At 45.2% G+C, this 24428-nt stretch carries 27 protein-coding genes, 1 tRNA gene and 1 other annotated feature; of the genes, 25 read left to right on the forward strand and 3 right to left on the reverse strand.

Annotated elements, in window-relative coordinates:
* The first annotated feature begins 27 nt into the window (after positions 1-27).
* The 8 genes from LRM50_RS00580 (at position 28) to LRM50_RS00615 (ending at position 4715) form a co-directional block, all read left to right on the forward strand.
* A tRNA-Trp gene (locus LRM50_RS00580) sits at positions 28-104 on the forward strand.
* 60 nt (positions 105-164) lie between these two features.
* Positions 165-707 carry a P-loop nucleotide/nucleoside kinase family protein gene (locus LRM50_RS00585; RefSeq protein ID WP_129634972.1) on the forward strand — a complete coding sequence of 181 codons (543 nt, stop codon included), beginning with the start codon at positions 165-167 and terminating at the stop codon, positions 705-707.
* Positions 708-709: 2 nt separating this feature from the next.
* Positions 710-1402, forward strand: a complete 693-nt coding sequence (locus LRM50_RS00590; RefSeq protein WP_243809412.1) for a YgjP-like metallopeptidase domain-containing protein — start codon at positions 710-712, stop codon at positions 1400-1402.
* Positions 1403-1432: 30 nt separating this feature from the next.
* A complete protein-coding gene (locus tag LRM50_RS00595) occupies positions 1433-2626 on the forward strand; it encodes an ATP-binding protein (protein ID WP_243809414.1) in 1194 nt (397 codons plus the stop codon).
* An 89-nt stretch (positions 2627-2715) separates the two neighbouring features.
* Complete coding sequence (gene secE, locus LRM50_RS00600) at positions 2716-3045, forward strand: preprotein translocase subunit SecE (RefSeq protein ID WP_243809417.1); 330 nt, start codon at positions 2716-2718, stop codon at positions 3043-3045.
* Between the two features lie 10 nt (positions 3046-3055).
* Positions 3056-3601 (forward strand): transcription termination/antitermination protein NusG, encoded by a 546-nt coding sequence (nusG, locus tag LRM50_RS00605; RefSeq protein WP_129632621.1) that lies wholly within the window; start codon positions 3056-3058, stop codon positions 3599-3601.
* 66 nt (positions 3602-3667) lie between these two features.
* A complete protein-coding gene (gene rplK, locus LRM50_RS00610; protein WP_129632624.1) occupies positions 3668-4093 on the forward strand; it encodes a 50S ribosomal protein L11 in 426 nt (141 codons plus the stop codon).
* A 64-nt stretch (positions 4094-4157) separates the two neighbouring features.
* On the forward strand, positions 4158-4715 hold the full coding sequence (locus tag LRM50_RS00615) for an L-threonylcarbamoyladenylate synthase (RefSeq protein WP_243809422.1): 558 nt from the start codon (positions 4158-4160) through the stop codon (positions 4713-4715).
* A 64-nt stretch (positions 4716-4779) separates the two neighbouring features.
* On the opposite strand, the gene eno is transcribed toward LRM50_RS00615, so the two are convergent.
* On the reverse strand, positions 4780-6060 hold the full coding sequence (eno, locus tag LRM50_RS00620) for a phosphopyruvate hydratase (RefSeq protein ID WP_243809424.1): 1281 nt from the start codon (positions 6058-6060) through the stop codon (positions 4780-4782).
* A gap of 450 nt (positions 6061-6510) precedes the next feature.
* Between eno and rplA the strand changes: the two genes are divergently transcribed.
* The 14 genes from rplA (at position 6511) to recR (ending at position 18385) form a co-directional block, all read left to right on the forward strand.
* Positions 6511-7197 carry a 50S ribosomal protein L1 gene (gene rplA / locus LRM50_RS00625; protein ID WP_129632827.1) on the forward strand — a complete coding sequence of 229 codons (687 nt, stop codon included), beginning with the start codon at positions 6511-6513 and terminating at the stop codon, positions 7195-7197.
* A gap of 233 nt (positions 7198-7430) precedes the next feature.
* On the forward strand, positions 7431-8819 hold the full coding sequence (locus tag LRM50_RS00630; RefSeq protein ID WP_243777591.1) for a hypothetical protein: 1389 nt from the start codon (positions 7431-7433) through the stop codon (positions 8817-8819).
* A gap of 223 nt (positions 8820-9042) precedes the next feature.
* Positions 9043-9179 (forward strand) — a sequence feature (ribosomal protein L10 leader region).
* Positions 9180-9238: 59 nt separating this feature from the next.
* Positions 9239-9763 (forward strand): 50S ribosomal protein L10, encoded by a 525-nt coding sequence (gene rplJ, locus LRM50_RS00635; RefSeq protein ID WP_243777592.1) that lies wholly within the window; start codon positions 9239-9241, stop codon positions 9761-9763.
* 65 nt (positions 9764-9828) lie between these two features.
* Complete coding sequence (rplL, locus tag LRM50_RS00640; RefSeq protein ID WP_243809426.1) at positions 9829-10206, forward strand: 50S ribosomal protein L7/L12; 378 nt, start codon at positions 9829-9831, stop codon at positions 10204-10206.
* Positions 10207-10456: 250 nt separating this feature from the next.
* A complete protein-coding gene (locus tag LRM50_RS00645) occupies positions 10457-10972 on the forward strand; it encodes a hypothetical protein (RefSeq protein ID WP_129637171.1) in 516 nt (171 codons plus the stop codon).
* 5 nt (positions 10973-10977) lie between these two features.
* Positions 10978-11853 carry a DUF2797 domain-containing protein gene (locus LRM50_RS00650; protein ID WP_243809428.1) on the forward strand — a complete coding sequence of 292 codons (876 nt, stop codon included), beginning with the start codon at positions 10978-10980 and terminating at the stop codon, positions 11851-11853.
* 159 nt (positions 11854-12012) lie between these two features.
* Positions 12013-12285: a hypothetical protein gene (locus tag LRM50_RS00655; RefSeq protein WP_243809432.1), complete on the forward strand. Its 273-nt coding sequence runs from the start codon at positions 12013-12015 to the stop codon at positions 12283-12285.
* 81 nt (positions 12286-12366) lie between these two features.
* Positions 12367-12702 (forward strand): hypothetical protein, encoded by a 336-nt coding sequence (locus LRM50_RS00660; RefSeq protein ID WP_243809433.1) that lies wholly within the window; start codon positions 12367-12369, stop codon positions 12700-12702.
* 16 nt (positions 12703-12718) lie between these two features.
* Positions 12719-13111, forward strand: a complete 393-nt coding sequence (locus tag LRM50_RS00665) for a hypothetical protein (RefSeq protein WP_243809434.1) — start codon at positions 12719-12721, stop codon at positions 13109-13111.
* A gap of 46 nt (positions 13112-13157) precedes the next feature.
* Complete coding sequence (dnaX, locus tag LRM50_RS00670; protein WP_243809440.1) at positions 13158-14606, forward strand: DNA polymerase III subunit gamma/tau; 1449 nt, start codon at positions 13158-13160, stop codon at positions 14604-14606.
* A complete protein-coding gene (dnaB, locus tag LRM50_RS00675; protein WP_243809443.1) occupies positions 14606-15958 on the forward strand; it encodes a replicative DNA helicase in 1353 nt (450 codons plus the stop codon). The genes dnaX and dnaB overlap by 1 nt, the downstream gene beginning before the upstream one ends.
* A gap of 21 nt (positions 15959-15979) precedes the next feature.
* Positions 15980-17440: a glycosyltransferase family 39 protein gene (locus LRM50_RS00680; protein WP_243809445.1), complete on the forward strand. Its 1461-nt coding sequence runs from the start codon at positions 15980-15982 to the stop codon at positions 17438-17440.
* Positions 17441-17472: 32 nt separating this feature from the next.
* Positions 17473-17763, forward strand: a complete 291-nt coding sequence (locus LRM50_RS00685; protein ID WP_129635271.1) for a YbaB/EbfC family nucleoid-associated protein — start codon at positions 17473-17475, stop codon at positions 17761-17763.
* Positions 17764-17767: 4 nt separating this feature from the next.
* Complete coding sequence (gene recR / locus LRM50_RS00690) at positions 17768-18385, forward strand: recombination mediator RecR (protein ID WP_243809448.1); 618 nt, start codon at positions 17768-17770, stop codon at positions 18383-18385.
* Positions 18386-18455: 70 nt separating this feature from the next.
* Here recR and LRM50_RS00695 read toward each other — a convergent pair whose 3' ends face one another.
* Positions 18456-19637, reverse strand: a complete 1182-nt coding sequence (locus tag LRM50_RS00695; protein WP_243809449.1) for a PKD domain-containing protein — start codon at positions 19635-19637, stop codon at positions 18456-18458.
* Between the two features lie 209 nt (positions 19638-19846).
* On the opposite strand from LRM50_RS00695, the gene LRM50_RS00700 reads away from it, so the two are divergent.
* The 3 genes from LRM50_RS00700 to cysS all read left to right on the forward strand — a co-directional run bounded on the left by LRM50_RS00700 (position 19847) and on the right by cysS (position 23252).
* Entirely contained in the window at positions 19847-20827 is a 981-nt protein-coding gene (locus LRM50_RS00700) for a DHH family phosphoesterase (protein WP_243809450.1), read from the forward strand.
* A gap of 210 nt (positions 20828-21037) precedes the next feature.
* Positions 21038-21676 (forward strand): hypothetical protein, encoded by a 639-nt coding sequence (locus LRM50_RS00705; RefSeq protein ID WP_243809452.1) that lies wholly within the window; start codon positions 21038-21040, stop codon positions 21674-21676.
* A gap of 142 nt (positions 21677-21818) precedes the next feature.
* Complete coding sequence (gene cysS, locus LRM50_RS00710) at positions 21819-23252, forward strand: cysteine--tRNA ligase (RefSeq protein ID WP_243809458.1); 1434 nt, start codon at positions 21819-21821, stop codon at positions 23250-23252.
* 40 nt (positions 23253-23292) lie between these two features.
* Here the strand turns inward: cysS and LRM50_RS00715 are convergent, their stop codons facing one another.
* Positions 23293-24426, reverse strand: a complete 1134-nt coding sequence (locus LRM50_RS00715) for an AI-2E family transporter (RefSeq protein WP_243809459.1) — start codon at positions 24424-24426, stop codon at positions 23293-23295.
* Positions 24427-24428: the final 2 nt, after the last annotated feature.

The following is a 24428-nucleotide window of genomic DNA, read 5'->3' on the forward strand; positions in this document are numbered from 1 at the left end:
GCTAATTCGTGATAAAATGGTTGCTATAGGAGTGTAGCTCAGGTGGCTAGAGCACTGGTCTCCAAAACCAGGTGTCGGGGGTTCGAGTCCCTCCACTCCTGCCAAGATTCTCGCTTGAAAGAGAATCTTTTTTATTAGTCAAAAATCTGCTATAATTTCTCAATATGAAACCTTTATCACCTTCACTTCCGCATATTATCGCCATGGTTGGTGCGCCAGGTTCAGGGAAGACGCAATTCGCTGTAGAATTTGCGAAGATTTTCAATTCTCCAGTGGTAAGTTCTCGACAATTTGAAGTTTTTACAGACAATACAAAAACCATTTCTGACGCAACATTGTCGCTTTTGGAAGAATTTTTGAAGACTAAGCAAACTGTCATTTTGGACGGATCGACTGATCAGCGCACGAATCGTATGCGTATCAATCGCCTTGCCCGAGAATACGGATATAAAGTCCTATTTGTTTGGGTGCAAACCGATCCAGCCACAGCCAAGCATCGCTGGATAAAGACTTATGGCGGAAATGACGAATCTTTCGAACGACGATTGAAGCAGTTTTCAGCACCACACAGTAGCGAGTCTTACATCGTGATCAGTGGTCGGCACACCTTAAGTAGCCAAGCTCGCACCGTTCTTAAGCAAATCGGCGCCAGTCGCCCAGAAGCTCCACGTCGCCCAATTGCCGGCAATCGCATTAACATAGGTTAGTTATGGCAATTATTACCGACGAAGAATTCGGAGAAATTGTCGTTAAAAAACGCAGCCTGGCGAAGACTGTAAGTTTGAAAATTGCGCCAGATGGACGAATACAAATCACAATGCCGCCATATGCGCCGCTGTTAGCCGCAAAGGCATTGATTAAAACCTCCCGAAAGCAAATCCGCGAATTAGTTTCTCAGTACAGAGAAAAGCTTTCTTACACGAAAAATCAGCAAATTGGCAAAAGTCATCATTTATTGATACAAACGACCACGAAACCTTCAAGCGTGAAAATCGTCGGAACGCAGATATTGGCAGAAATCAACAAGGCGGAATCCGTCGAATCGGCCGCGAACCAACAACTTATCCGCAGTAAAATTCTGGTCGCGCTCAGAAAAGAAGCCAAGTCATATTTACCAAGACGATTGTCGTTTTTAGCGAAAGAACACGGCTTTTCTTTTGCTCGGAGTAAAATCACACACTCGTCAAGTCGCTGGGGAAGCTGCTCTTCATCTGGGACGATTAGCTTGAATATCGGGATGATGAACTTGCCATTTGAGCTGATTGATTACGTAATTATTCACGAATTGTGCCACACCAGGCACATGAATCACTCGACGAAATTCTGGGACGAAGTTGCCAAATTTGACCCGCATTATAAAATGCACCGAAATGAATTGAAAAAATATTCGCCATACATATAGAAACGCATATGCTTATGTTATACTTTAGCTATGTGGGCGCTAATTTTTCTATTGATCACTCTGAGCGTTGTTTTAGGTGTTATAGCTATTGTTTTACATAAAATATTATCGGAAATTAGCGATAAATCTGATTGTAAAAATGATAAAAAAAGCCTCAGCGAACACCAAAGAATGATCACACTTATCAATAATATAACCGACGCAATCCTCAGTACGGACGAGCATGGAATTATCAATACATACAATTCTGCGGCACTTAATTTGATTGACACGAACAGCGGAATTAACGGCGAACATATCAGTCAAGTACTGAACCTTGAAACGACAGATAAAAAGCCGATTGACATTTTTAAGGAACTCGCCAAGTCTTCCGCAATTCGCCAACGCGACGACATTCTGATGAAAATCGAAGATGGCGATTATATTCGCCTGGAAGTTACGCTTGCGCCAGTTCAGGGTGGCGATAAAATGACGCCGGACGGATATGTGCTTATCTTGCGCGACATCACGAAGACGAAGAGCCTCGAAGAGGAGCGCGATGAATTTATTAGCGTAGTTAGTCACGAATTACGCACGCCAATTGCTATTGCTGAAGGCTCGTTGAGCAACGCCAAATTGCTGGTCGAGCGTAAAATGACTAGCAAAATTCCCGAAGCCATCGACGAATCCCATAAGCAAATTTTATTCTTAGCGCGAATGATCAACGACCTCAGCACACTGTCGCGCGCAGAGCGAGGAGTAGCCGATGAAACAGAAATAATTGACGTGACAGAGTTGGCGGCTCAGATAAATTCCGAATATTCACCTCAGGCGAGCGAAAAAGGTTTGGCTTTCAATTTGGATATCGGCGGGCGACTTGGCGTGGTTAAGGTTTCTCGTCTATATCTGGAGGAAATTCTCCAAAACTTCATTACCAACGCCATTCGATATACACAAAAAGGCTCCATAACTTTATCCATCAAGAAAAATAAATCTGGCGAAATTACCTTCAAGGTTATTGACACGGGAATTGGCATTAGCAAAGCCGACATAGCAAAAATTTTCGACAAGTTTTACCGCGCAGAAGATTATAGAACTCGCGAGACGAAAGGCACGGGATTAGGTCTATATGTTTCCGCTAAGTTGGCGAAGAAATTGGGCTGTAAAATTGAGGTAGAAAGCCGATTAAACCACGGATCTACGTTCGGATTCAAGCTGAAAGAGTTCAAAAATAATGACAAATAATATTCGGTCAACTTGTTTTTTTGACTCGGATGAATTACAATGACTATTGACAGTCTGTGAAAAACAGACTTTTTAAATTGGGAGAAAATATGGCACAGAAAGGCAAGGCAAGCAGCAAAACTACGGTTCGTCGAATCAAGGCTACTGACGACGCGCAAAAAAAAGAAAAAGCTGTAGCGAAAAAAATCAATAAACCAACCAAAATCACCACAAAAGCGTCTAAAAAATCTGGCGAAAAAGGTGGATTGATTGGATATTTTAAGGGCGCCTGGGAAGAGCTGAAGCTAGTTCGCTGGCCAACCCGCTCAGCAACTTGGGCAATGACAGCGGCGGTGCTTATCTTCACCTTTGTGTTTGTCGTTCTGATTTTATTACTTGACGCCGCATTTAACTGGGGCTTTAACCAAATTTTGAAGTAAAGGAGAGATTATGAGTTCAAAACGATATGACGACAGTAAGCAATGGTATGCAATTCACACCTATTCTGGCTACGAAGAAAAAGTTGCCGAATCAATCCGCCAACGAATCAACGGCGTCGATATGGCTGATAAGATTTTTGACGTTATCGTGCCAAAGGAAAAGCAGATCCAAATTCGCAACGGTAAGCGTAAAATTGTTGAAGCTAAGATCTTCCAAGGCTATGTCTTGGTTGAGATGAAATTGACCGACGAAACTTGGTACATCATCCGCAACACGCCAGGCGTTACAGGATTTGTGGGCGCCGACACTACGCCAACTCCAGTTTCTGAAAAAGAAATTGCGAAGATTAAGAAGCGAATGGGCGTTGAAGAGCCTAAGCATCAGATTGACTTCTCAGAAGGCGAAGTCGTTTCAATTATCGACGGTCCGTTCAAGGGCTTTGATGGCGCCGTGAGCGAAATTGACGCATCTAAGGGAACTTTGAAGGTTATGGTCAGTATGTTTGGTCGCGACACTCCAGTCGAACTGGACGCCCTGCAGGTTAAAAAAGTTTAGCTTGCAATTTTAAGCATTTTTCGATATAATATTCGAGTTACGCACTACAAACTATAAGGAAGAACTATGGCAAAGAAAATTATTGGTAATTTGAAATTACGTATTCCAGCCGGTCGAGCAACAGCAGGTCCTCCAGTGGGATCAACGCTTGGTCAGTGGGGACTAAACATGATGGATTTCATTAATCCATTCAATGACGCTACAAAAGACATGATGGGTAAGGACGTAATTGTTCACATTCAAGTTTACGAAGACCGAACATTTACTTGGAACTCACTTGGTCAGCCAGTTGACGATATGATTCGTGAGAAAGCTGGAATCCAAAAGGGTAGTGGCAAGCCACACTCAGACAAGGTCGGTAAGATTACTCGCGCACAATTGCAAGAAATCGCTGAGGCAAAAAAAGACCAATTGAACGCAATCGACATCGAAGGCGCAATGAAAGTTATCGCCGGATCAGCACGCTCAATGGGTGTTGAAGTCGTCGACTAATCTACAGAACTTTTAACAAATAGCCCCGGACTTCTCGGGGTTATTTTATGGGAAGATGTAATAAATGATTGTGAAGAATATTTTAGATGACAGTGTAATCTCCGCGCTCCAGAACGAGCAATTGATAATTGCTAAAACTGACACGATTTATGGAATATTAGCCGCTGCCAATTCAGAAAAAGCCGTCGAGAAATTATACGAAGTCAAGCGGCGCCCCTTGAATAATCCGGTCATTATTTTGGTTGCAAATATTGACGACATCCCTAATCTCACGCCGTCGATCAAACACAAATATCAAGAAATCTCCAAAAATAGACCAACAACAATCACCACCAAAGTGAGTCCTAATTTTCTGCCACATCTTCCAAGGAACGGCGGAACATTGGCATTCAGAGTCGTGCCAGAATCTCCGTTGGCAGAGTTAATTCGAACCGTCGGTCTTTTGGTCGCGCCTAGTGCAAATCCGTCAGGAGAAGAACCAGCAAAAAACGTCACTGAAGCAATAAATTACTTCCACGAATTAGTGCCGATTTATGTCGATTCTGGAGAAACCGCCGACGCTCAACCATCGCAAATTGTCCGAATCAACGAGGGCGGGGAAATTGAGTTTTTAAGAAGATAACCCTCGAAAAATTGCCAAATAAAAAAGACTTCCTCTGAACTACGGGGAAGTCTTTTTGCGCGAGTTACTTCACAAACGGATGCGCAATTTCCAAATCTGGGCGCTTTTCCGCAATTCTTAGTAGCTCGTTATACTTAGCAATTCGCTCTGAACGCGACATCGAGCCAGTCTTAATTTGACCAGCACCCAGACCAACCGCCAAATGAGAAATCGTTACGTCCTCTGTCTCGCCAGATCGGTGGCTCATCACTGTATTCCAGCCAGCGTTCTTCGCCATCAAAACAGCCTGAATCGTCTCAGTCAATGTACCAATTTGGTTCGGCTTGATTAAGATCGCATTGCCAGCCTTTTCTTCGATTCCGCGCTTCAATCGCTCGACATTCGTCACCAAAAGATCGTCGCCAACCAATTGCGCAAAATTGCCCAAATCAGCTGTCATTTTCTCCCAATCTTCCCAAGCTTCTTCGTTCAATCCATCCTCAATCGAGAGAACAGGAACGCGTTCCAACAGGGCTTTATACGTGCGAATCATTTCGTCAGCTGATAGAATTCGGTGTTCAGTCGCCAAGTTATATTTGCCGTCCTTATAAAGCTCGCTCGCCGCAACATCCAGCGCAAAACCAAAGTCCACGCCTAATTTATAGCCAGCCTGCTCGATGGCGCGAGATAGCAACAAAATAGGCTCCATATTACCATTCCTGACATGAGGTGCATAGCCACCCTCATCGCCAACCGTCGTAGGATATCCTTCGTCTTTCAGGATTTTTGCCAACGCGTGAAAAACTTCCGCGCTCATTCGAACCGCGTCCGCAAAAGTTGCCGCACTAGTTGGGATAATCATATATTCCTGAAAATCAGTCGCACCCAACGCATGCTGACCGCCGTTCATCACGTTGATCATCGGCATCGGCAGGCACATTGCAGGATTTCCAGCCAAGCTATTGACGTATTGATACAACTCCACGCCACGCGACTTAGCAGCAGCTTTCGCCACAGCCAGCGACACCGCCAAAATAGCATTCGCACCCAAACGCGCCTTATTTGGCGTACCGTCCAGACTCTTCATTTTTTCATCAATTGCGGCCTGGTCGAACGGATTAGAACCTTTCAAAGTCTGCGCAATCTCACCATTGACATTTTCGACAGCACGAAGCACGCCTTTACCGCCAAACGCCAGCTCGCCGTCCCGAAGCTCAACAGCCTCGAAAGAGCCAGTGCTTGCGCCAGAGGGAACAGCCGCACGACCGAACGAACCGTCACTCAAAGTCACGTCCGCTTCAACCGTCGGATTTCCACGCGAATCTAAAATTTGCCTTGCTTGTATGTTTGTAATTGTTATATCCATAATTACTATTTTATCAAACATTTGCCTCAATCTCTGAAAATATGGTATAATTTCAACATTATCAATCAATGTTGGGAGGCTGATTTGTTAAGATGACAAATTGCCGTTCGTACCACAGAAAGGATTTTTATGGCAAAGAAAGCCGAGTTGCTAGAAAAAGCAGCAGAACTAAAATTAGAAGTCAGTGAGAAAAACACAATCGCTGAAATCGAAGCAGCAATTGCAGAAGCTACAGACGCAAGCAAATCTCACGACAACAAAGACAAAGACGTTGTTGCTGAGCGCGAAGCTACTGTCGCTAAGTCTGGCAAACGTAGCCAAAAAGCTCTTGACGAAGCTGCTGAAAAAGCAGAGAAGGAAGCTCGCAAGGAAGCTGGCGACACTACTCCACAATCAGACGACGCCGAAGCTCACGTAAAGAAAGGTCCAAAGCCAGTTACTCGTCCACGCTTGGAGCGCCGCGGTAAAAAATATCAAGACGCTGCAAAAAACGTTGAAAAGAACAAATTGTACAGCTTAGACGAGGCTTTGAAATTGGCTACTGAAACCAGCCCAGTCAAGTTCGACGCTAGCGTTGAAATCCACATCCGCCTAGGTGTTGACCCACGCCAAGCCGACCAAAACATTCGCTCAACCGTAGCATTGCCACACGGTACAGGTAAGGATGTTCGCGTTGCTGTTTTCGCACCAGAATCAGAACACGCTGCCGCTAAAAAAGCTGGCGCCGATATCATCGGTGATGAAGAATTCCTAAGCCAATTAGACAAGGAAGAATTGAACTTCGACATTTTGGTCGCAACTCCACAGTACATGCCAAAGCTTGGTAAATACGCACGTTTGCTTGGCCCGCGCGGTTTGATGCCAAATCCAAAGTCTGGCACCGTTGCTACCGACGTCGCTAAAGCCGTTTCTGAAGCAAAAGCCGGAAAAGTTGAATACCGCGTTGATAAGCAAGCCATTGTTCACTTGTCAATCGGTAAGGTGTCATTCGGCGCTGAAAAATTGTCAGAAAACGCACGCGCATTCTTAACCAGTTTGAACTCCCAGAAGCCATCCAGCTTAAAGGGCGTTTACGTTAAGAGCGTTGCAATTGCCACAACTATGGGCCCTGGCATTAAAGTAGAGAACTCTCTGTAATCTTTATATTTCAGGCAATTAAATCCCGTCGATTCTGGCGGGATTTTTGCGTTACTATTGCATTTTTCATTTTTTATGATAAAATAGTAAAGTCCACCTAGATGGCTGATGTTCAGAGCTTCTGATTTCCAGCCTAGCGCTGGATAAGAACCTTAACATCTGCTATCTAAAGTTTTCACGAGAGAAAGGATGGCGCGATGAGCCGTCACACCAAGACTCCACTGAGAGTCTCAATGCTGGCAATTCTTGTCGGCATTATCGGAATGCTCCTCTTCGGAGGAGCATCGTACGCCACCAACGAGGCACAGTCCTCGTCTGGTATCGAAGTGGCGTCTACCGCCACTACCGGTCACCAGATGACCGCCGAAATCACCCGGGTAACCTCTTCCGGCACTCACGTCACGTCTTCCGTCCGCGTGGACGGTACGTGGGCGACGGAAAAACTTGAGATCGGACAGAGTTTCTCTGTCCATGCTAACGTAGATCTCAAATGGGCCACCAATTTCCCGTTTGTCCTCGACGGAGGAGAACGGATTGGTGACTGCACGGTTGATAATACCGCCCTCACCTGCACCGTTGACACGGTGCCCGACACCATGGTCAACAAGACAAATGTCACAGGACATTGGTGGTCGGCAGCCCGAATTCAGGAAAGTGCGGTCGGTAAGACCACCGCAGAGTTTATCCTGGAGGGCAAGACGTCGACAGTCACGTTCGGTGATAGCAACGGCGATGGTACATGCGATAGGGACTGCGGTCCTGTGCATTACCCCTACGCAAGTATCGACAACTTCAAGGCGGGATGGGTCAATCCTGACAACACCGTCTCTTGGATGATCAGCTGGGTCACCACGCCTGGCACTGAGTACACAATTCACGACGAGAGCACCCGTCTCTCGAATGTTGTCTCGTGCTCTACGGATGAGACGTGGAACCCGAAGACCGTTATCAAGGTCACGGCTACTCAGGTTAACAACGAGACCATCAAGATGATGGCTCCCGAGGGATCGAAGGTCTGTGTGACCTACACCCCCGATCCGGTGAACCCTGATGGCGCAAAGGCGGTCACGAATGTGGCTACCGTCAATGGCGTCCGCTATGAGAAGACGGTCGAGATCAAGGCTGATGGAGGGACCGACGGAGACGGCACGACGCCTGCTCCTCAGCCTACACCCACTCCCTCTGTGACCCCGACCCCGGCACCGAGTCCGACTCCAACCGCGACTCCGACCCCGGAGCCGACACCGTCGACACCTAGTGTGACACCGGAACCGACTCCGAGTCCGAGCCCATCGACGACTCCTGAACCGAGTCCGTCGGCACCAAGCCCGGCACCGAGCCCGACCCCGTCGGCACCCACGCCGAGCACGACCCCGTCGGTGACTCCGACTCCGAGTCCGAGCACAACGCCTACTCGTAGGCCTGTACCGCTCCCCACTCCCGTTATTGAACGGTATAAGGAGCCTACGCCCTCGGCTATCCCCACACCAGCACCCCAGCACAAGAAGCTGGCGGTCACTGGTGCTACCGGGAGCGCGATCGCCGGCGCGGTCGCGCTAGCGGCCCTCGGGGGTCTCGCTCTTTGGGCGCGTCGCCGCCAGGCAGCGCGCTCGAAGGACTAGTCCTTCTCGTCGAGGGGTGTTAGTTTAATCGACTAGCACCCCTCGACAGAGAACTCAGATACAGAAAGATACAGAGAGGAGGTTCGCCCGCCCGCTCCACCACGGAGCGGGCTTTCTCTTTGATTAGATATAGACGCCTATTGATTTTATTACGTTATTATTGTAAAATAATCGGCTGGAAAATAATTGCCATAACTCTTGTTTTTCGTTGTCATTTCTGCTACAATAGTCTGGAACATTACCAAAGACAGTGGCGACTTGACGTAAAACAAGTGTAAAAATGCCACCGAGGGATGAAACTAACAGTTTTATTTGACGTCTTTGGTAGTGCGAGAATCAAAGACGTTTTTTGATTCTCCATTACCGCACGTTAACAAATTGGCACATAACAAATTAACTCAATCAAAGAAAGGATTTTTATGGCAATTTCACGCGATAAAAAACAAACTTTGGTTGCTGAACTGACAGAGCTATTAAAAGACGCTAAGGGTACAGCTTTTGCTCGATATCAAACCCTTACCGTTGCCGACCTACAAGAACTACGCAAGGCAGCTCGTGAAGCGGGCGTTACCATCAAGGTCGTTAAAAACCGATTGGTACGCGTAGCTCTTCAGGAAATCGATACCTACAAAGAAACCGACACCAGCTTATTGGTTGGTCAATTGGTTTACGCCGTAAGTAGCGAAGATGAAGTTATGCCAGCAAAGGTATTGGATACGTTTGCAAAAACACATCCAGCACTACAACTTGCAGGTGGATTCTCAGGCGAAGGCTTGGCAATTAGCGAAGCTGACGTTAAAGCATTGGCAGGCCTACCAAGCAAAGACCAGCTCGTTGCTCAAGTGGTATCACAATTGCTATCACCAGTACACGACACGGTCAACGCGCTTGGCGGCAATTTGCACGGACTTTTGGACGGCATCGAAGCCAAAGCTACTGCTTAAGTTTAGCAATCAACACTAGTAACGTTGCATTCATCGCAACAATATAATAATAAAGGAGAATATCAATGGCTGATATTAAGAAATTGGCTGAAGAACTTGTAAAATTGACAGTTCTAGAAGTTAACGAATTGAAAAATCATCTTAAAGAAGAATACGGCATCGAGCCAGCTGCTGCAGCTGTCGCTGTTGCTGGTCCAGCTACTGGTGGTGACGCCGCTGCTGCTGACGAAAAAACTGAGTTCACAGTTACTTTGAAAGACGCTGGTTCTCAGAAGGTTGCAGTCATCAAGGCTGTTAAGGAAATCACTGGCCTAGGTCTAGGTGAAGCAAAAGCTATCGTTGACGGCGCTCCAGCACCAGTCAAGGAAAAAGTTTCTAAAGACGAAGCTGAAGCTGCAAAGAAAACTTTAGAAGACGCTGGCGCTACTGTCGAGCTTTCATAATTTGTTATACAATGCCAATTTGTTTCGTTTAATCACCGTCCACTATGGGCGGTGATTTTTATGTAGCCAATCTTAATATCACGAACTACACGTCAATTTCAAGAGTAAAATTTGCAACACTTTTTCGTCCATATCTTATAGCGCTGTGGAAAATTGGATAAAAATAGATAGGGCGACTTGATATAAATGTAAGGATATGCTATATATTAGTTAAGTATTATAAAAAATAGACAAAGGAATTGCGAGAACCATGTCTGAATTACCAGAAAAGCAAATTAAGCGTCTGAGGACACTTATTCAAGAGGCGGAAACCAATTTAGCTGCCGCAAAAGAATTATTGATTAGTATTATTGGCGACGATGGACAAGTTGTCACGCCAAAAAATTCGTCAGATGATGTGACAGGAAAAATTATCGAAGGCGTATTTGACGGACAGATGATGCTTAGTCCAGACGGCAAAAATTACCCAATCCCAGCCAACTACGCTTCAAAGTCGAAGTTGGTTGAGGGCGACTTGATGAAATTGACAATCGCTGAAGATGGCAGCTTTATTTATAAGCAAATCGGCCCTGTACCACGAAAGCAAGTTATCGGAACGCTCGTCCAGCACGACGGAATTTACTACGTCGAGGCTTCTGGTCGCGAATATCGTATTTTGCTTGCTAGCGTAACTTACTTCCGAATTAACGTCGGCGACCAAGTTACAATCATCATCCCTGAAGACAATCCTGACGCAACTTGGGCTGCTGTCGAAGCTGCATTGTAAATATTATGCTATCGAGCGAATTTCTGCTCAGTTACGCCAGTTTTAATACTGACAATAAGCCATTCGTCGAATGTCAAGTTGACGGTAAAATTGAGCGTCATGAATTATTCGAGCAAAATTTGTCTCTTGAGTTTGATTTTTCTGTCAAATACTGCACGGGTTGGGTGGATTTTGAGAATCGCTGTAGTCAAATCTGCCCAGACCACGCCACGGTTGATGAAAAGTATGAAAATTGCCTAAAATGCCGCGACAAAACTGGCTTTAATCCAGCATTTTATAACGCCAGTTCGGTTTCCGTCCAACAAGAAAAAATCAATCAAAATCCGCACTTTGTTTACTTGGCATACTTCGCGCCGAACGTCATAAAAGTTGGAATCTCGCAAGAAGAGCGTGGAATTCGAAGATTGTTGGAGCAAGGAGCGCGATTAGCTATAAAATTAGAAACATTTTCTTCGGCATTGATCGCCAGACAATACGAGGCGAAAATTTCTAAGCTGGACGGAATAGCTGAAACTCTGCCAGTTCATAAAAAGATGGAATTGATAAAACTACCTTTTGACCGTGCAGCCGGCGAGAGAGAATTGCGACAAAAATTACTTGAAATTGAGCAGAAAATTGGCGTGTCGTTTCCGAAATCCGAAATAATTCCTTGTGAAGATTATTTTCAAACCGCTGGCGTCGATTTGTCTCGTGTCGTTTTAATGAAGGATTATAGTCAATTGGTCGGACACGTACGCAGCGCCATCGGTTCAATTGTCATCACTGATTACGACGGTCAGCTGCTGGCTTACAACATCAAAAAGCTTATTGGATATCGGGCGCAAAAAATTGACGGAGAAATTGAGCTGGATTTACCAACAGAGCAATTAACGTTATTTTAGAATCTTATTTTTACAATATATTTTTGATGAAATAGCTTGAAATTTTACTCTATTATTGATATATATATTAGCTTTCACAACGTGTGTTAGCTTGCGTCAAATCGACGCACCGTTTTGCGGAGGATTTATTTTCTCTGCCCGACTCCAGAAGGAGTTATCATGGGAAAGAACTGGTGGAGCGAGCCGATGGGCGGCTGCGACTCTGAGGGCAACCCCATCACCATGTCGTTCGGTAGCGGTCCGAAGGAAGGACACACCCTCATCGGAGATGGCGACCGCAGCGGCGGTATGGGCGTCGGTGGTGGTCTCGCCGACGGTGCGACGCACTACTCGTTCCTCGAGAGCGACAACCACGACCACTACGGACCCGGCAACGGATCCAACAACAACGGCACCCACCGCGGCCAGTACACCACCGGCCCCGGCCACTAGACCCATCGTCCTGGACATGACCTGAAAAATGTCTTATCCTGAGTATGATATAAAACTACTCACTTACCTAGAGGATTCACTATGTCAGAATGGACAGAAAAAGATTTTGAGTCGTACACCCAATCTGATTGGGAACTTATTAAAACAGTCAAGCAGCTTGCCGATGAAAATCTTGATAATGTTAAGATTTTAACACGTGCCAATGATATAGCATTGGCAATTTTTGGTATGTTGTGCGTACGGCTGCGCGATAATGGAGAAGAGGGTGCGGACGGCCTCGGTATGTCGTTACAAGAATATACAGGAACAATCCTAGCCAACGCAAAGAGGAAGAAAGAAGATGACGGCTGGGCCGCTGAATACGCTAAGCCGATCGATCAATTTATCGAATACGGTAAAAATAAATTTGGCGAATAAATTATCACCTATAGATATGAACAATTACTCAAATTTTGTATTTCCGTCTGTAGTTTTTGAAGCATTTCCAACTCTGAAAAAATTAGGTTATGTTCGACAATTCGCACCACTGATACCGCTTAGTCCAGATACGACTTTTCATCTATTCGGCGGTAAGGATGGATATTTTCTTATACTAGTTATGACCGACTATGCCGACCCAATAGATCAAAGTCAAGAGTTAAAGAATATTTCTGGTGAATATGCGTTTGAGTTTACTAAGCTCATCAAACCGTATAGTAACGATGAATATATTGAGATAAAAGAAAACGACGAGATACTTGAAGATCCAACCGTGTCAGACCCTAATAGCTACTACTGTTTTTATGTCGCCGAAACAAAACACAAAATCGATCTGCGCTATCCATAAAAAATGCCGTTTTCTGCTATAATTATCTCATGAGGAGCATGAGGGGATGAGTCAGGCGCTATATCGTAAATATCGCAGTCGTAGTTTGGATGAAGTTTTAGGTCAAGATCACGTGACTGGTATTTTACGTCGAGCGTTAGAGCAGGGAAAAATTGCTCATGCGTACTTGTTGACTGGACCGCGTGGCGTAGGAAAAACATCGGTGGCGCGAATTTTGGCGCACGAAATTAACCACTTGCCATATGATGACGATTCTTCAAACTTGGATATTATTGAAATTGACGCAGCCAGCAATAACGGCGTTGACGACATTCGTGCTTTAAGAGAAAAAGCCCAAGTTGCACCTGTTTCTGCGCCGAAAAAAGTTTATATCATTGACGAAGTTCATATGCTGTCAAAATCGGCATTTAACGCGCTATTAAAAACCCTGGAAGAACCGCCAGAGCACGTGGTGTTTATCTTAGCTACAACTGACGCCGACAAACTTCCAGACACCATTCTTAGCCGTGTCCAGCAATTTTTCTTCCGCCCAATTCCGACGGAAATTATGACGCGCCAGTTAATGAATATAGCGAAAAAAGAGGGATTTGCAATTGAAGAGGACGCTGCCAGGTTAATTGCTGAACGTTCCCGCGGCGGATTCCGTGACGGCATTAGTACGCTTGACCAATTGTCGATTTTAGCAACATCAGACCAGCCACTGACGGCGAATATGGTTACCGAATATTTGGGGCTGAGTGACGCGACAATGCTCGGTAATCTGTTGGATTCATATCCATCCGACGACAACGAGAAAGTCTTAAATATCTTCCAGGAATTAGAAAATGGCGGCGCAAATTCAATTGTTGTATCGCATCAATTATTGTCGATTGCTCGCAATAGATTGCGGAAAAATCCAAACCTTATTGGGCTGGTTCAGCAATTGATCGAGGTTGATCGACACCCGCACCCAGACTTGAAATTATTGACGATATTTATGAATAGCAATTCTCAGCCGACAGAAAAGCCAGTCGCGCCAAAGAAAAATATAGCTCAAGCCGCGACCCAAAAACCCGCCAAAAAACCAACGCCAATTAAGTCAGCAGAACCGACCAAACCGACCGAAAAGCCGATTGAAAAAGAAGAAAAACCCGCCGAGCCAGCAAAAAAACCAGACGCAAAACCAAAGAAAACCGACGCGCCGCTAGAGCTAAATTGGGAAAAAGTCATTGAAAGAGCGAAAGAAAAATCCCTCGGGCTGGCGTCATTATTGCAGAAAAGCCAGTGGTCGTTTGACGGTGAAAAATTGACAATTTACGCAGGTTCCGCGTTTTATAAGAAAAAGCTGGACGACGCGAAAAACAAACCATTGATCTCGGAAATTATCTCAGAAGAAACCGCGATGGATTTGGAAATTGATATAATCGGAGAGAAGAAACCGCCAGAGGACGAAAAATTGGCGGAAATTGCAGAGTTAATGGGTGGCGGCGAAGAAGTTAAGCTGGAGGATATTTAATGGCAGATAAAAGCGAAGAAATAAAAGGGAAGATTCCGCCACAAAATTTGGACGCGGAAAAGAGTTTGCTTGGGGCGGTTTTAATTGACGAGGAAGTTTTGGCGGACGCCGCAGAAATTACTCACCCTAGCGATTTTTACGACAAGAATCACGGATTGATTTTTGCTGGAATGATGCGGCTATTTGAAAAACATAAGCCCGTCGACCTTCTGACCTTAACCGACGAATTGAAGCGAAAGGACGAGCTGGAATTGGTTGGCGGCTCGGCATATCTGACAGAGCTAACAAATTACGTCCCAACGGCGGCGCACGCATCGGCTTACGCGGAGATGATTGCGCAGGCAGCGGTTCGCAGGCGTCTAATAAAAGCGAGTGGCGATATTTCGGAACTTGGCTATGACGAATCGACGACCACGCAGGAGTTATTAGAGAAGGCCGAAGCTGAACTTTTCAGCGTGTCAGACCAATCAACCAAGCAAGATTTGGTCAGCCTGGAAAGTATTCTGACGGATAGTTTTGATCGAATTGAAGAGCTCAGTAAGAATAAAGGTTCTCTCAGAGGAGTTCGCACTGGCTATCGAGATCTGGACAACATGACCGCTGGCTTACAAAAATCAGATTTGATCATTCTGGCAGCTCGTCCAGCCATGGGTAAGACGACGCTGGTGACGAATCTGGCTTATAACGTGGCAACGATTGAGAAAAATCCCGTCCTATTTTTCAGCCTAGAGATGAGCAAGGAGCAGCTGGTCGACCGTATGTTAGCGGACGCGTCGGGAGTTGATAGCTGGAATATTCGCACCGGAAATCTGAGTGATGAAGATTTTGCGAAGTTGTCTGAGGCTATGGGAGAAATGGCTGAGGCGCCAATTTATATCGATGACACGCCAGGATTATCAGTTTTGGAAATGCGTACTAAAGCGCGTCGAATTGCTCATGAGAATCCATTAGGATTAATCATCGTCGACTATTTGCAGCTTATGCAGGCCAACGGAAACCACAACGGGAACCGTGTTCAGGAGGTGTCGGAAATTTCACGCGGACTGAAGCTTATTGCTCGCGAATTGAATGTGCCGCTAATTGCCCTGAGCCAGTTAAGCCGTTCTGTTGAATCGCGTACGCCGCCAATTCCACAACTAGCCGACCTGCGCGAATCCGGTTCCATTGAGCAGGACGCCGATATCGTGAGCTTTATTTATCGCCCTGGATATTACGAACCCGACAACCCGGAAGTTCAGAATATTACTGACCTCATCATCGCTAAGCACCGTAATGGCCCAGTTGGTAAAGTCCAGCTATATTTCCACCCAGAGCGCCTACGCTTTATGAGTCTGGATCGCAAGCATGAATAGAATTGTGTTATAATCATACCAATGAAAAAGCAAAAAGTTACCGATATATTCCTTTACCGATGGCGCTACGTTTTCGGCTATACGTTGCTGGCGCTGCTATACATAGGAGCTATTATAATTTCCGCGTTGCACGTGCCGGGAGGTTTGTCGCAAGCAGAAATCGACATGGTCAATACGACAAATCACTTGAATTTTAGCATCGAGGGAATCGCCGTTACAAATCTTCCATTTCACCTTCTTCAATTGCTACTCTTCAAGCTATTCGGCGTCAGTTTATTAACAATTAAAGCGCCCGCCGTAATCCTTTCAATCGCCAGCTCTGTCGCTATCTTCTTCCTCTTAAAGCGCTGGTTTAAGCCGTCCACAACAATTCTATCGCTATTAATCATGGCAACGACCGGTCAATTTTTATTCATCGGACAAAGCGCAACTGTTGGCATTTTATACATCTTTTACACCGCGCTAACTTTACTTTTTGCTACATTGATTCTCCAGAAAGCCCAGAACGCCTCCATTTGGCGAATCAGCTTAGCCATCACCACGGCGCTCAGCCTTTTCACTCCGTATTTTTGGTATATCAATCTGGGACTTCTGATCATCGCCTTTCTACATCCGCATCCACGCTATTTCCTCATCTCTCGAAAACACCGAAAATCTTGGATTGTTCCATTTTCAATTTTATTCGTAATGGTTTGCGGGATTAATTTTCTTTGCTATAAATCCCACGCGCTATTTTACAACCTCATCGGCATCAACAGCCTAAGTTTTGACATCGTCGCAAACCTCAGGACTTTATATTACACATACATCCGCATTTTCCCATCAGTCGTAGGAAACCAAATCACGCCAATTATGGACATCAACGCAATGGTGTTAATCGGGCTAGGACTATTCCGCAGCTTCCAAAAAATCTCCAGCGCCCGCTCGTTTATGATTTGGTCGTGGCTAATCTTAGCATTGGCGCTACTCATCTTCCAGCCAAGCCTCACTCCGATAATTATTATCCCGTTATTTATACTCTTGGCGGTCGGATTGGAATCTCTAATGAACATGTGGTACGGGCTTTTCCCGCGCAATCCATACGCTCGCGGCACAGGGCTGGTTCTTATATCAATGCTAATCATCGTTATGGTGGTGGGTGGCAGCGTCCGCTATATTGACGGTTATCGTTATTTCCCAGAGGCAGCTTCACGCTTTAATAAAGATTTATCTCTACTACGTAAAAATACCGCGCCGACCGATTCATTCTCGTTATTGGTCAGTAAAGAAGAATCACCGATTTACGAAGCGCTTAAAAAGCACAATTATCACCGAATATCAATTATCCACACAGCGCCAGCAAATGTCGGACAGACTTTATACGTTAGCCACAGCGTAAAGTCTCAAATTCCGCAGACTTACTCTGGGCACCTGTCGTCAGTAATTGTCAATGACCATAAAGACGGCGATCGCTTCTACGTCTACACATCCGACCGCAAATAGGGTATAATTATAAGTGTTAAATAAGGAGGAATATGGCGTTTGATCAGGTGAAAATGCTGCAACAATTACGCAAAGCACAGAAACAATTAGGTAAAGAAATCATCGAAGTTGAGGCTGGCGATGGCGCTGTGATCGTACAAATCACTGGCGAATTAAAGATTAAGTCTGTAAAGATTGACCCAGAAATGGTTGACCTAGAGAATATCGAAGAGTTGGAACACTGGATTGAAATCGCAGTTCGCGACGGTATGACAAAGGCTCAGGAGGTCGCTGCTGAAACTATGAAGCCATTGATGGGCGGCTTGGGCAACTTGCCATTCTAAAGTCATGTCAATCGACATTTTACCAAAAGCTCTGACTGCTTTAATTGATGATTTTGGTAATTTACCCGGAGTTGGACCGCGTACGGCTGAAAGATATGCCTACGCGGTTTTACGCCGCAACCCCAAATCCGCAAAGCAATTAGCGCATTCATTAGACCGATTGCACGACCGCGTAAAAACCTGCCCGAAGACATTTGCGTTGATCGACTCAGATGACGACGTGTCGCCTTTATACGCAGATTTGAACAGGAATAAAAGAGTAGTTTGTGTAGTCGAGGAGCCGCTAGACATTGTTGCCATAGAAAGAACAGGGCAGTTCCTGGGTACATACCACGTGCTGGGCGGCGTTATCTCACCAATCGACAATATTGGACCGGAGCAATTGCATATCCCAGAACTAATTGAACGTATAAAAACAGACGACGTTCAAGAGATTATTATCGCCACGAACGCTTCAGTTGAGGGCGAGTCGACCGCGCTATTCTTGCAGCGCTACATCCAAGAAGCTGGGTTGAATACGACTATCACACGCTTGGCTAGGGGCATTCCAGTCGGTGTTGACCTTGAATATGCAGACCAAATTACACTAACTCACGCACTAGAGGGTCGAAAACAGTTATAGACTCACCAGCTTCATCACCAATAAAAAATACCCGCCATCTCGGCGGGTATTTCGTTGCTAGTTTAGCCTATTACATTTGGCGGCGGCTAGCGATGTAAGCGATAGTAGCTGTAGTTAGTCCACCTAGGCCTAGTGCTGACATGATCGCGTCACTTGCACCAGTCTTTGGCAATTCTGGGCTAGGTGTTGATGTTGAAGGAGTGTTTGGTGTAGGAGTTTCCTTACATTCGTCCAAGTTGGTCTTGTGAATCTTTTCGTTAAACTCTTCCTTCTTAATCTCCTTAGTGTACTTCTTGCCACCTTCTTCAATTACACAAACTGTGATCTTAGCAGGAGTTTCCTTACATTCGTCCAAGTTGGTCTTGTGAATCTTTTCGTTAAACTCTTCCTTCTTAATCTCCTTAGTGTACTTCTTGCCACCTTCTTCAATTACACAAACGATCATCTTTGGTTCCGGCTTAACCGTAACAGTTTTTTGACAGTTAGAGTTTTGCCTCTTAACTTCACCAGTTTCTTTACCGTTTACAGTAATAGTAACTGTATAGTTGCCTTCTTTTGCGTAAGTGTATTGAATTTCTGATGAGTTAGTTGTCTTGATGTTGTTATCACCGAAGTTGTATGTGTAGCTGGTGATAGATGCGCCACCCTTGGCAGTTGCCTTAACGCTGAACTTGAAGGTGTTACGAGAAATTTCAGTTACTTGCAAAGCGTCACATGTTAGAGCAGGCTTTGCTGGAGGTGTTGTTGGGTTACCCCAAACTGGGTTACCACAGTCTTTAATCACACCAGTGATAAATGAGCCGTTATTGTCAAACCATGCGTAAATATTGTAGCTCTTAGGTCCGTCAACGAAGCTCTGACCAGTTGTGTATTGGTAGTAAGTATATCCGTTTGAGGTCTTGTAGCTACGTTGTGGCTGAGGCTGACGAGTACCAGCTTTAGACTGTACGGTTATAGCGTTTGTAGCTACAACACGACCATCAACTGTAATGTTGCCATTTGCGTCAACTACACCTTCGCGCATGTTGGAGCCACCTTGAACCATAGTCTCGGTAACGTACCACTCTTTGTATAGTTCTTTAATTTCTGTACGGCTGTATGCTGTTTGCAATTCTGACATAGAATGTGTACCACAGTATACAACGTTAAAACTGTTACAGCCGGCAGCCTGTGAAGGTGATGCCAACCAGATTCCACCGAGCATAGCAAATCCCAAAGAGATAGCAATGCCGATTTTCTTAAATTTGTTCATAAAAACTCCTCTTTTCCAGCCCTATCTTCAGGCTTTATGTCCTCATACTAGCACAATCTTTATATTTTGTCAATAATAATTTATAAAAATGTTTATGTTTTTTTCGATTGCGCAGTATTTTTAATAGTCCATCACATATTATACCACTTATGTAATTAAAAACAATATATATTATATTAGAGTAAAAATCATTTGTTATAATAAATAATATGCTAGACACAGCTAAACAATTTATTCAATCCGCAAACAATATAGTTATTATTCAAGCCGAAAATCCCGACGGCGATAGCCTGGGTTCAAGCTTGGCGCTGGAAGAAGTCTTAAGTGACCTAGAGAAGACTGTCACTTTATATTGTCCAGTAGATATACCGAAATATCTTCATTATATTCGCGGTTGGGATCGAGTGCAGAACGACTTTCCATTTCAAGCCGACGCCGCGATAATTGTCGATACAAGCGCGGACGTGCTGCTAAGTAAGGTATTGGAAACTCCTGGAGCGCGACATTTTCTGGAAACGCACCCGACTCTGGTTATCGATCATCACACAGCCGAATCGACACTTAGCTTTGATCATACTATGTTATCAGAAACCGTCGTGGCGACCGGGGAATTACTATATAAACTGTTCAAGCACTCCGACTGGAAGATAAATCCTCAGGCGGCTGAAGATTTATTGATAGCTATTATGAGCGATAGCCTGGGGCTTACTACGCAAAACACTACGGCTCAGACTTTTCATACGGCAGGAGAACTTACAGAGCTGGGCGCATCCAATGCGGAAATTGAAGAGCGACGACGTGAATTTATGAAAAAATCGCCAGAAATTTTGGCGTACAAGGGAAAATTGATCGAGCGAATCGAATATTTATTAGACGGACAATTGGCGCTGGTGCACGTGCCATTCGAAGAAATCCAAGCCTACAGCGACGCCTATAACCCTGGAGCGTTGATTGGTGATGAGTTGAGGCTGGTTGAAGGCGTGGCGCTTAGTTGCGTTATTAAAACTTACCCTGACGGCAAATTAACTGCACGCCTACGAGGTAATTTACCAATTGCCGATACTGTGGCTGGATATTTCGGTGGCGGTGGTCATCCGTACGCGGCAGGATTCCGTGTATATGAAAGCTATGATGAAATCGTAAGAGAATTAGTCACGGCGACGGATCAGGCTTTGCGAGAAGCAGATTAGTGTTGACTTTTTTACGTTAGTATGGTATAAATAGAGGTAGCTTTTGTTGACAAGTTGAGTAAGTCCTTGTCCGAAAGCGTACTTTGACAGACAGTTATATACAAGGTGAGTTTTTATTCCTTTTATAAAAAGCAGAAAAGAGGAATGAGATCTCACCTTGTGACAAAACGTCACTTAACCATCCAGGGGTGAGAAGACGGGAAAGAGACCATGTCTCGGCAGAAAAAGGGCAACACTCTGGAAATTAACGGAAAGCCTTTTGTCTTTAATAATAGCGACATCAAGCTCTTCCGTAAACTGGAGAATGCCGCTAATAATCTGGGGCGTGCGCTCCAGAAGAGTGGAAAAATTACGAGGGAAGGAGTCGTCGACAATATGATTGAGAGCTGTCTCTCAATCATGCTTGTCTTACATGACATCCTGACGTCGTCGCTTGACGTCAAGAATCACTCTGTTCGAAGAGCAGTGAGTGCTTCGTATTCGGCAGGGAAAAATCTCCTTGCTGTGTTCGACACAGCAGGATCCACAGACAGGACTCAGCCCTGGGAACGCTGGGAAATAATGTCGGCCTACGGTCGCCTTTCACTGTGCCACGTCAAGGTTATGAGGCGCTTAAATGGCGCGATCATCTCTGCCTTGAGAAAGGCGACTTGTAACCTGGAAGGACGTAGGGAGAAGGTGAATAATCTCGATGACTACCTCGTCGAGATTATTCAGGTGGAGGAGAATATTCGCAGCCTTATCGATGAGGCTGCCACCCTCCAGCTGGAGAAGAGTCAAATCTCCCTGCTACACACTCTGCTCGAAAGGGTTAATACCCTCCTGGAGCGGGAGCGTCCCCAGAGCTAACACTAGCTCATTAGGAGAAATGGCAGGCGGCGTTTTGCAATAATACTGTCTGTCATTTCTTCCTTAAAATTATCAAGTCCCGTTGGGGCTGTTTTTTATGTCAATTTTGAAAAACTGACCAGAGTAACGTACAATAGAACTAATGATAAAGCTCTATAACACGCTCACCAGACGAAAAGATGAACTGAAACCGCTTGACGGAGAAACGGTCAAATTTTACACCTGTGGTCTAACAGTTTATTCGCAACCGCACATCGGCAACTGGGTTGGCTATATTTATTGGGACGTGCTGGTGCGATTGTTACGCTGGCAAGATATTCCCGTTATTCGAACGCAAAACATCACCGACGTTGGACATTTGACCAGCGACGACGATAACGGCGAGGACAAAATGGAAAAAGGTGCGCGCCGTGAAGGGAAGACTGCCTGGGATGTGGCGGAAAGATATATTTCCGTTGCAAATCATGAAGCTTACGACGTGCTGAAATTGATAAAACCAGATTATTTGGTGCGGGCGACGGATTATATTCAGCAGCAGATTGACTTCGCAAAAGGACTGGACGAAAAAGGATTTTTATATAAAATCGACGGCGACGGCATGTATTTTGATACGTCGCTTTTGAAGGATTACGGTAAATTAGCGCGGCTGGACGTGGCGGGTCTGGAAGCTGGCGCCAGAGTGAGCGTTGAAGGAAAGCGCAATATTACTGACTTCGCTGTATGGAAGTTTTCGCCAAAAGACGCCAAGCGCGATATGGAATGGGATAGTCCGTGGGGAATCGGTTTTCCTGGCTGGCACCTGGAGTGCTCGACAATTGCTCGTGAAACACTTGGGGATTCTATTGATATTCACGCTGGCGGAATTGACCATATTCCAGTTCATCACACGAATGAAATTGCCCAGAGTGAAAGCTTGACTGGAAAACAATTTTCTCAAATTTGGCTACATAATAATCACATAAAAGTCGACGGTCGAAAGATGAGTAAATCACTGGGTAATATTATTACGCTGGAAGATATTATTTCGCGAGGCTTTAGTCCGATGGCGTTTAAGCTGGCGATTCTCAGCAAACATTATCAAACGGAAGGCAATTTTACCTGGGAAATCCTGGAAGCAGCACAGGCGCGGCTGAACCATTGGCGGGATTACGCGGTTCTGAGACATCAGACTCACGACACACTGGAGGATGACGATGATAAAGACGAGCAGGACGATTCGGTTTCGTTGTTAGCGGGACGTCAGGCGTTGGTCGAGAAATTGAATGATAATTTGGACACTCCAGGCGCACTGGCGTTGATTGATGAAGTATTTTCAAAGTTGGATCATACGCCGCTTGATAAGATTCATCGGCAAAGTTTGGTGCAATTTGTTGATGAGATCGACGAGATTTTAGGGCTAGATTTGACTGAATCTACGCCTGATATTACTGACGATTTGAAGAGGTTGATCATCCAGCGACGTCAAGCACGCGCAGAGAAAAATTGGGAAGAGTCTGACAGAATCCGCGATGAACTTCTTCATACTGGCGTTGCTGTTCGTGATACGCCAAGTGGCAGCATTTGGACATGGAAATAGCCCGCTGGATTCAACGGGCTATACTTTTATTTCGTGCTAATTAATCTTCGTTTTTCAATTTCTTAACTAATTTATTAAGTGGCTTTTCGTTCTCAACACGATTAGACTTGGCTTGCTCTAAGTAATTGTCCAGCAAAACTTTCACAACGCCAGCGGCTGGAATAGCAACCAAACCGCCCAATAGACCGCCGACATATAAACCAATTGTCACCGCAACCAAAACAGTCAGAGCCGACAACTCAACCTTCTTTGATTGGATAGAAGGAGAAACAAAGTTATTCTCAATCTGTTGGTAAATCACGAAATAAATCGCATAAATAACGCCAGCTGTCATGTTATTGAAGAACAATAGTAATGATATCAACGCGCCAGCAATTGTTGCACCAAACATCGGAATTAGCGTCAACACAAACGTCGCCATAACGGTGAGCATTGCCAAATTAGAATTTATGACAGGGAACGTCAAGCTCAACACAAACACAACGAAACCTGATAATATCGCATCAATTCCAGAAACCGTCAATTGTCCAGAAACATATCCCGTGATCACGTTATACATACGACCGACCAGCTTCTTATGACGCTCCATTTTTTCTTCGTCGTTGTATAATCCCCACAAACGCTTCACCCAAGTTGGACCCTCGAGGAGCATCAGGAATGACAGCACCAACACCAAAAATAGCGAGCCTAAGAACGACGCCAAAGAACCAACGCTGGACAATAGATTCGTGCCGACGCTCGTGGCCCAAGACGAAGATTGCTGCTTAATGTTTTCCATCATCGAATCGACCTGCGGGCGCAAATTATTCTTATCAATAAAATCATTGACGCCACGCCACTGTGAGCTTGCTTGGTCGATTATACTCGGAATACTCTCGACAAATTTGGCAGATTGTTGGACAATTGGCGGAATAACAAACCAGATCACACAACCCAAAAGCAGAACCAGCGTCGTGTACGCCAGTGCCGTGCCGCCTAATCGACTTTTTCCAGGAAGTTTTTTAGCAATTGCTGCAACTGGACGATTCAACGCCAACGCCAAAAACAGGGAAATTCCCAATAAAACCAGCGCATCCTTTGCGGAATAAATTGCCAAACCAGCCAGACCAAATCCCATAACGACCAGCCAAAATCGCACAAATGTTTTCGTGTCTATCTCTATACGTACTTTCATAA

The organism is Candidatus Nanosynbacter sp. TM7-053 (assembly GCF_022828375.1).
Taxonomy (GTDB): domain Bacteria; phylum Patescibacteriota; class Saccharimonadia; order Saccharimonadales; family Saccharimonadaceae; genus Nanosynbacter.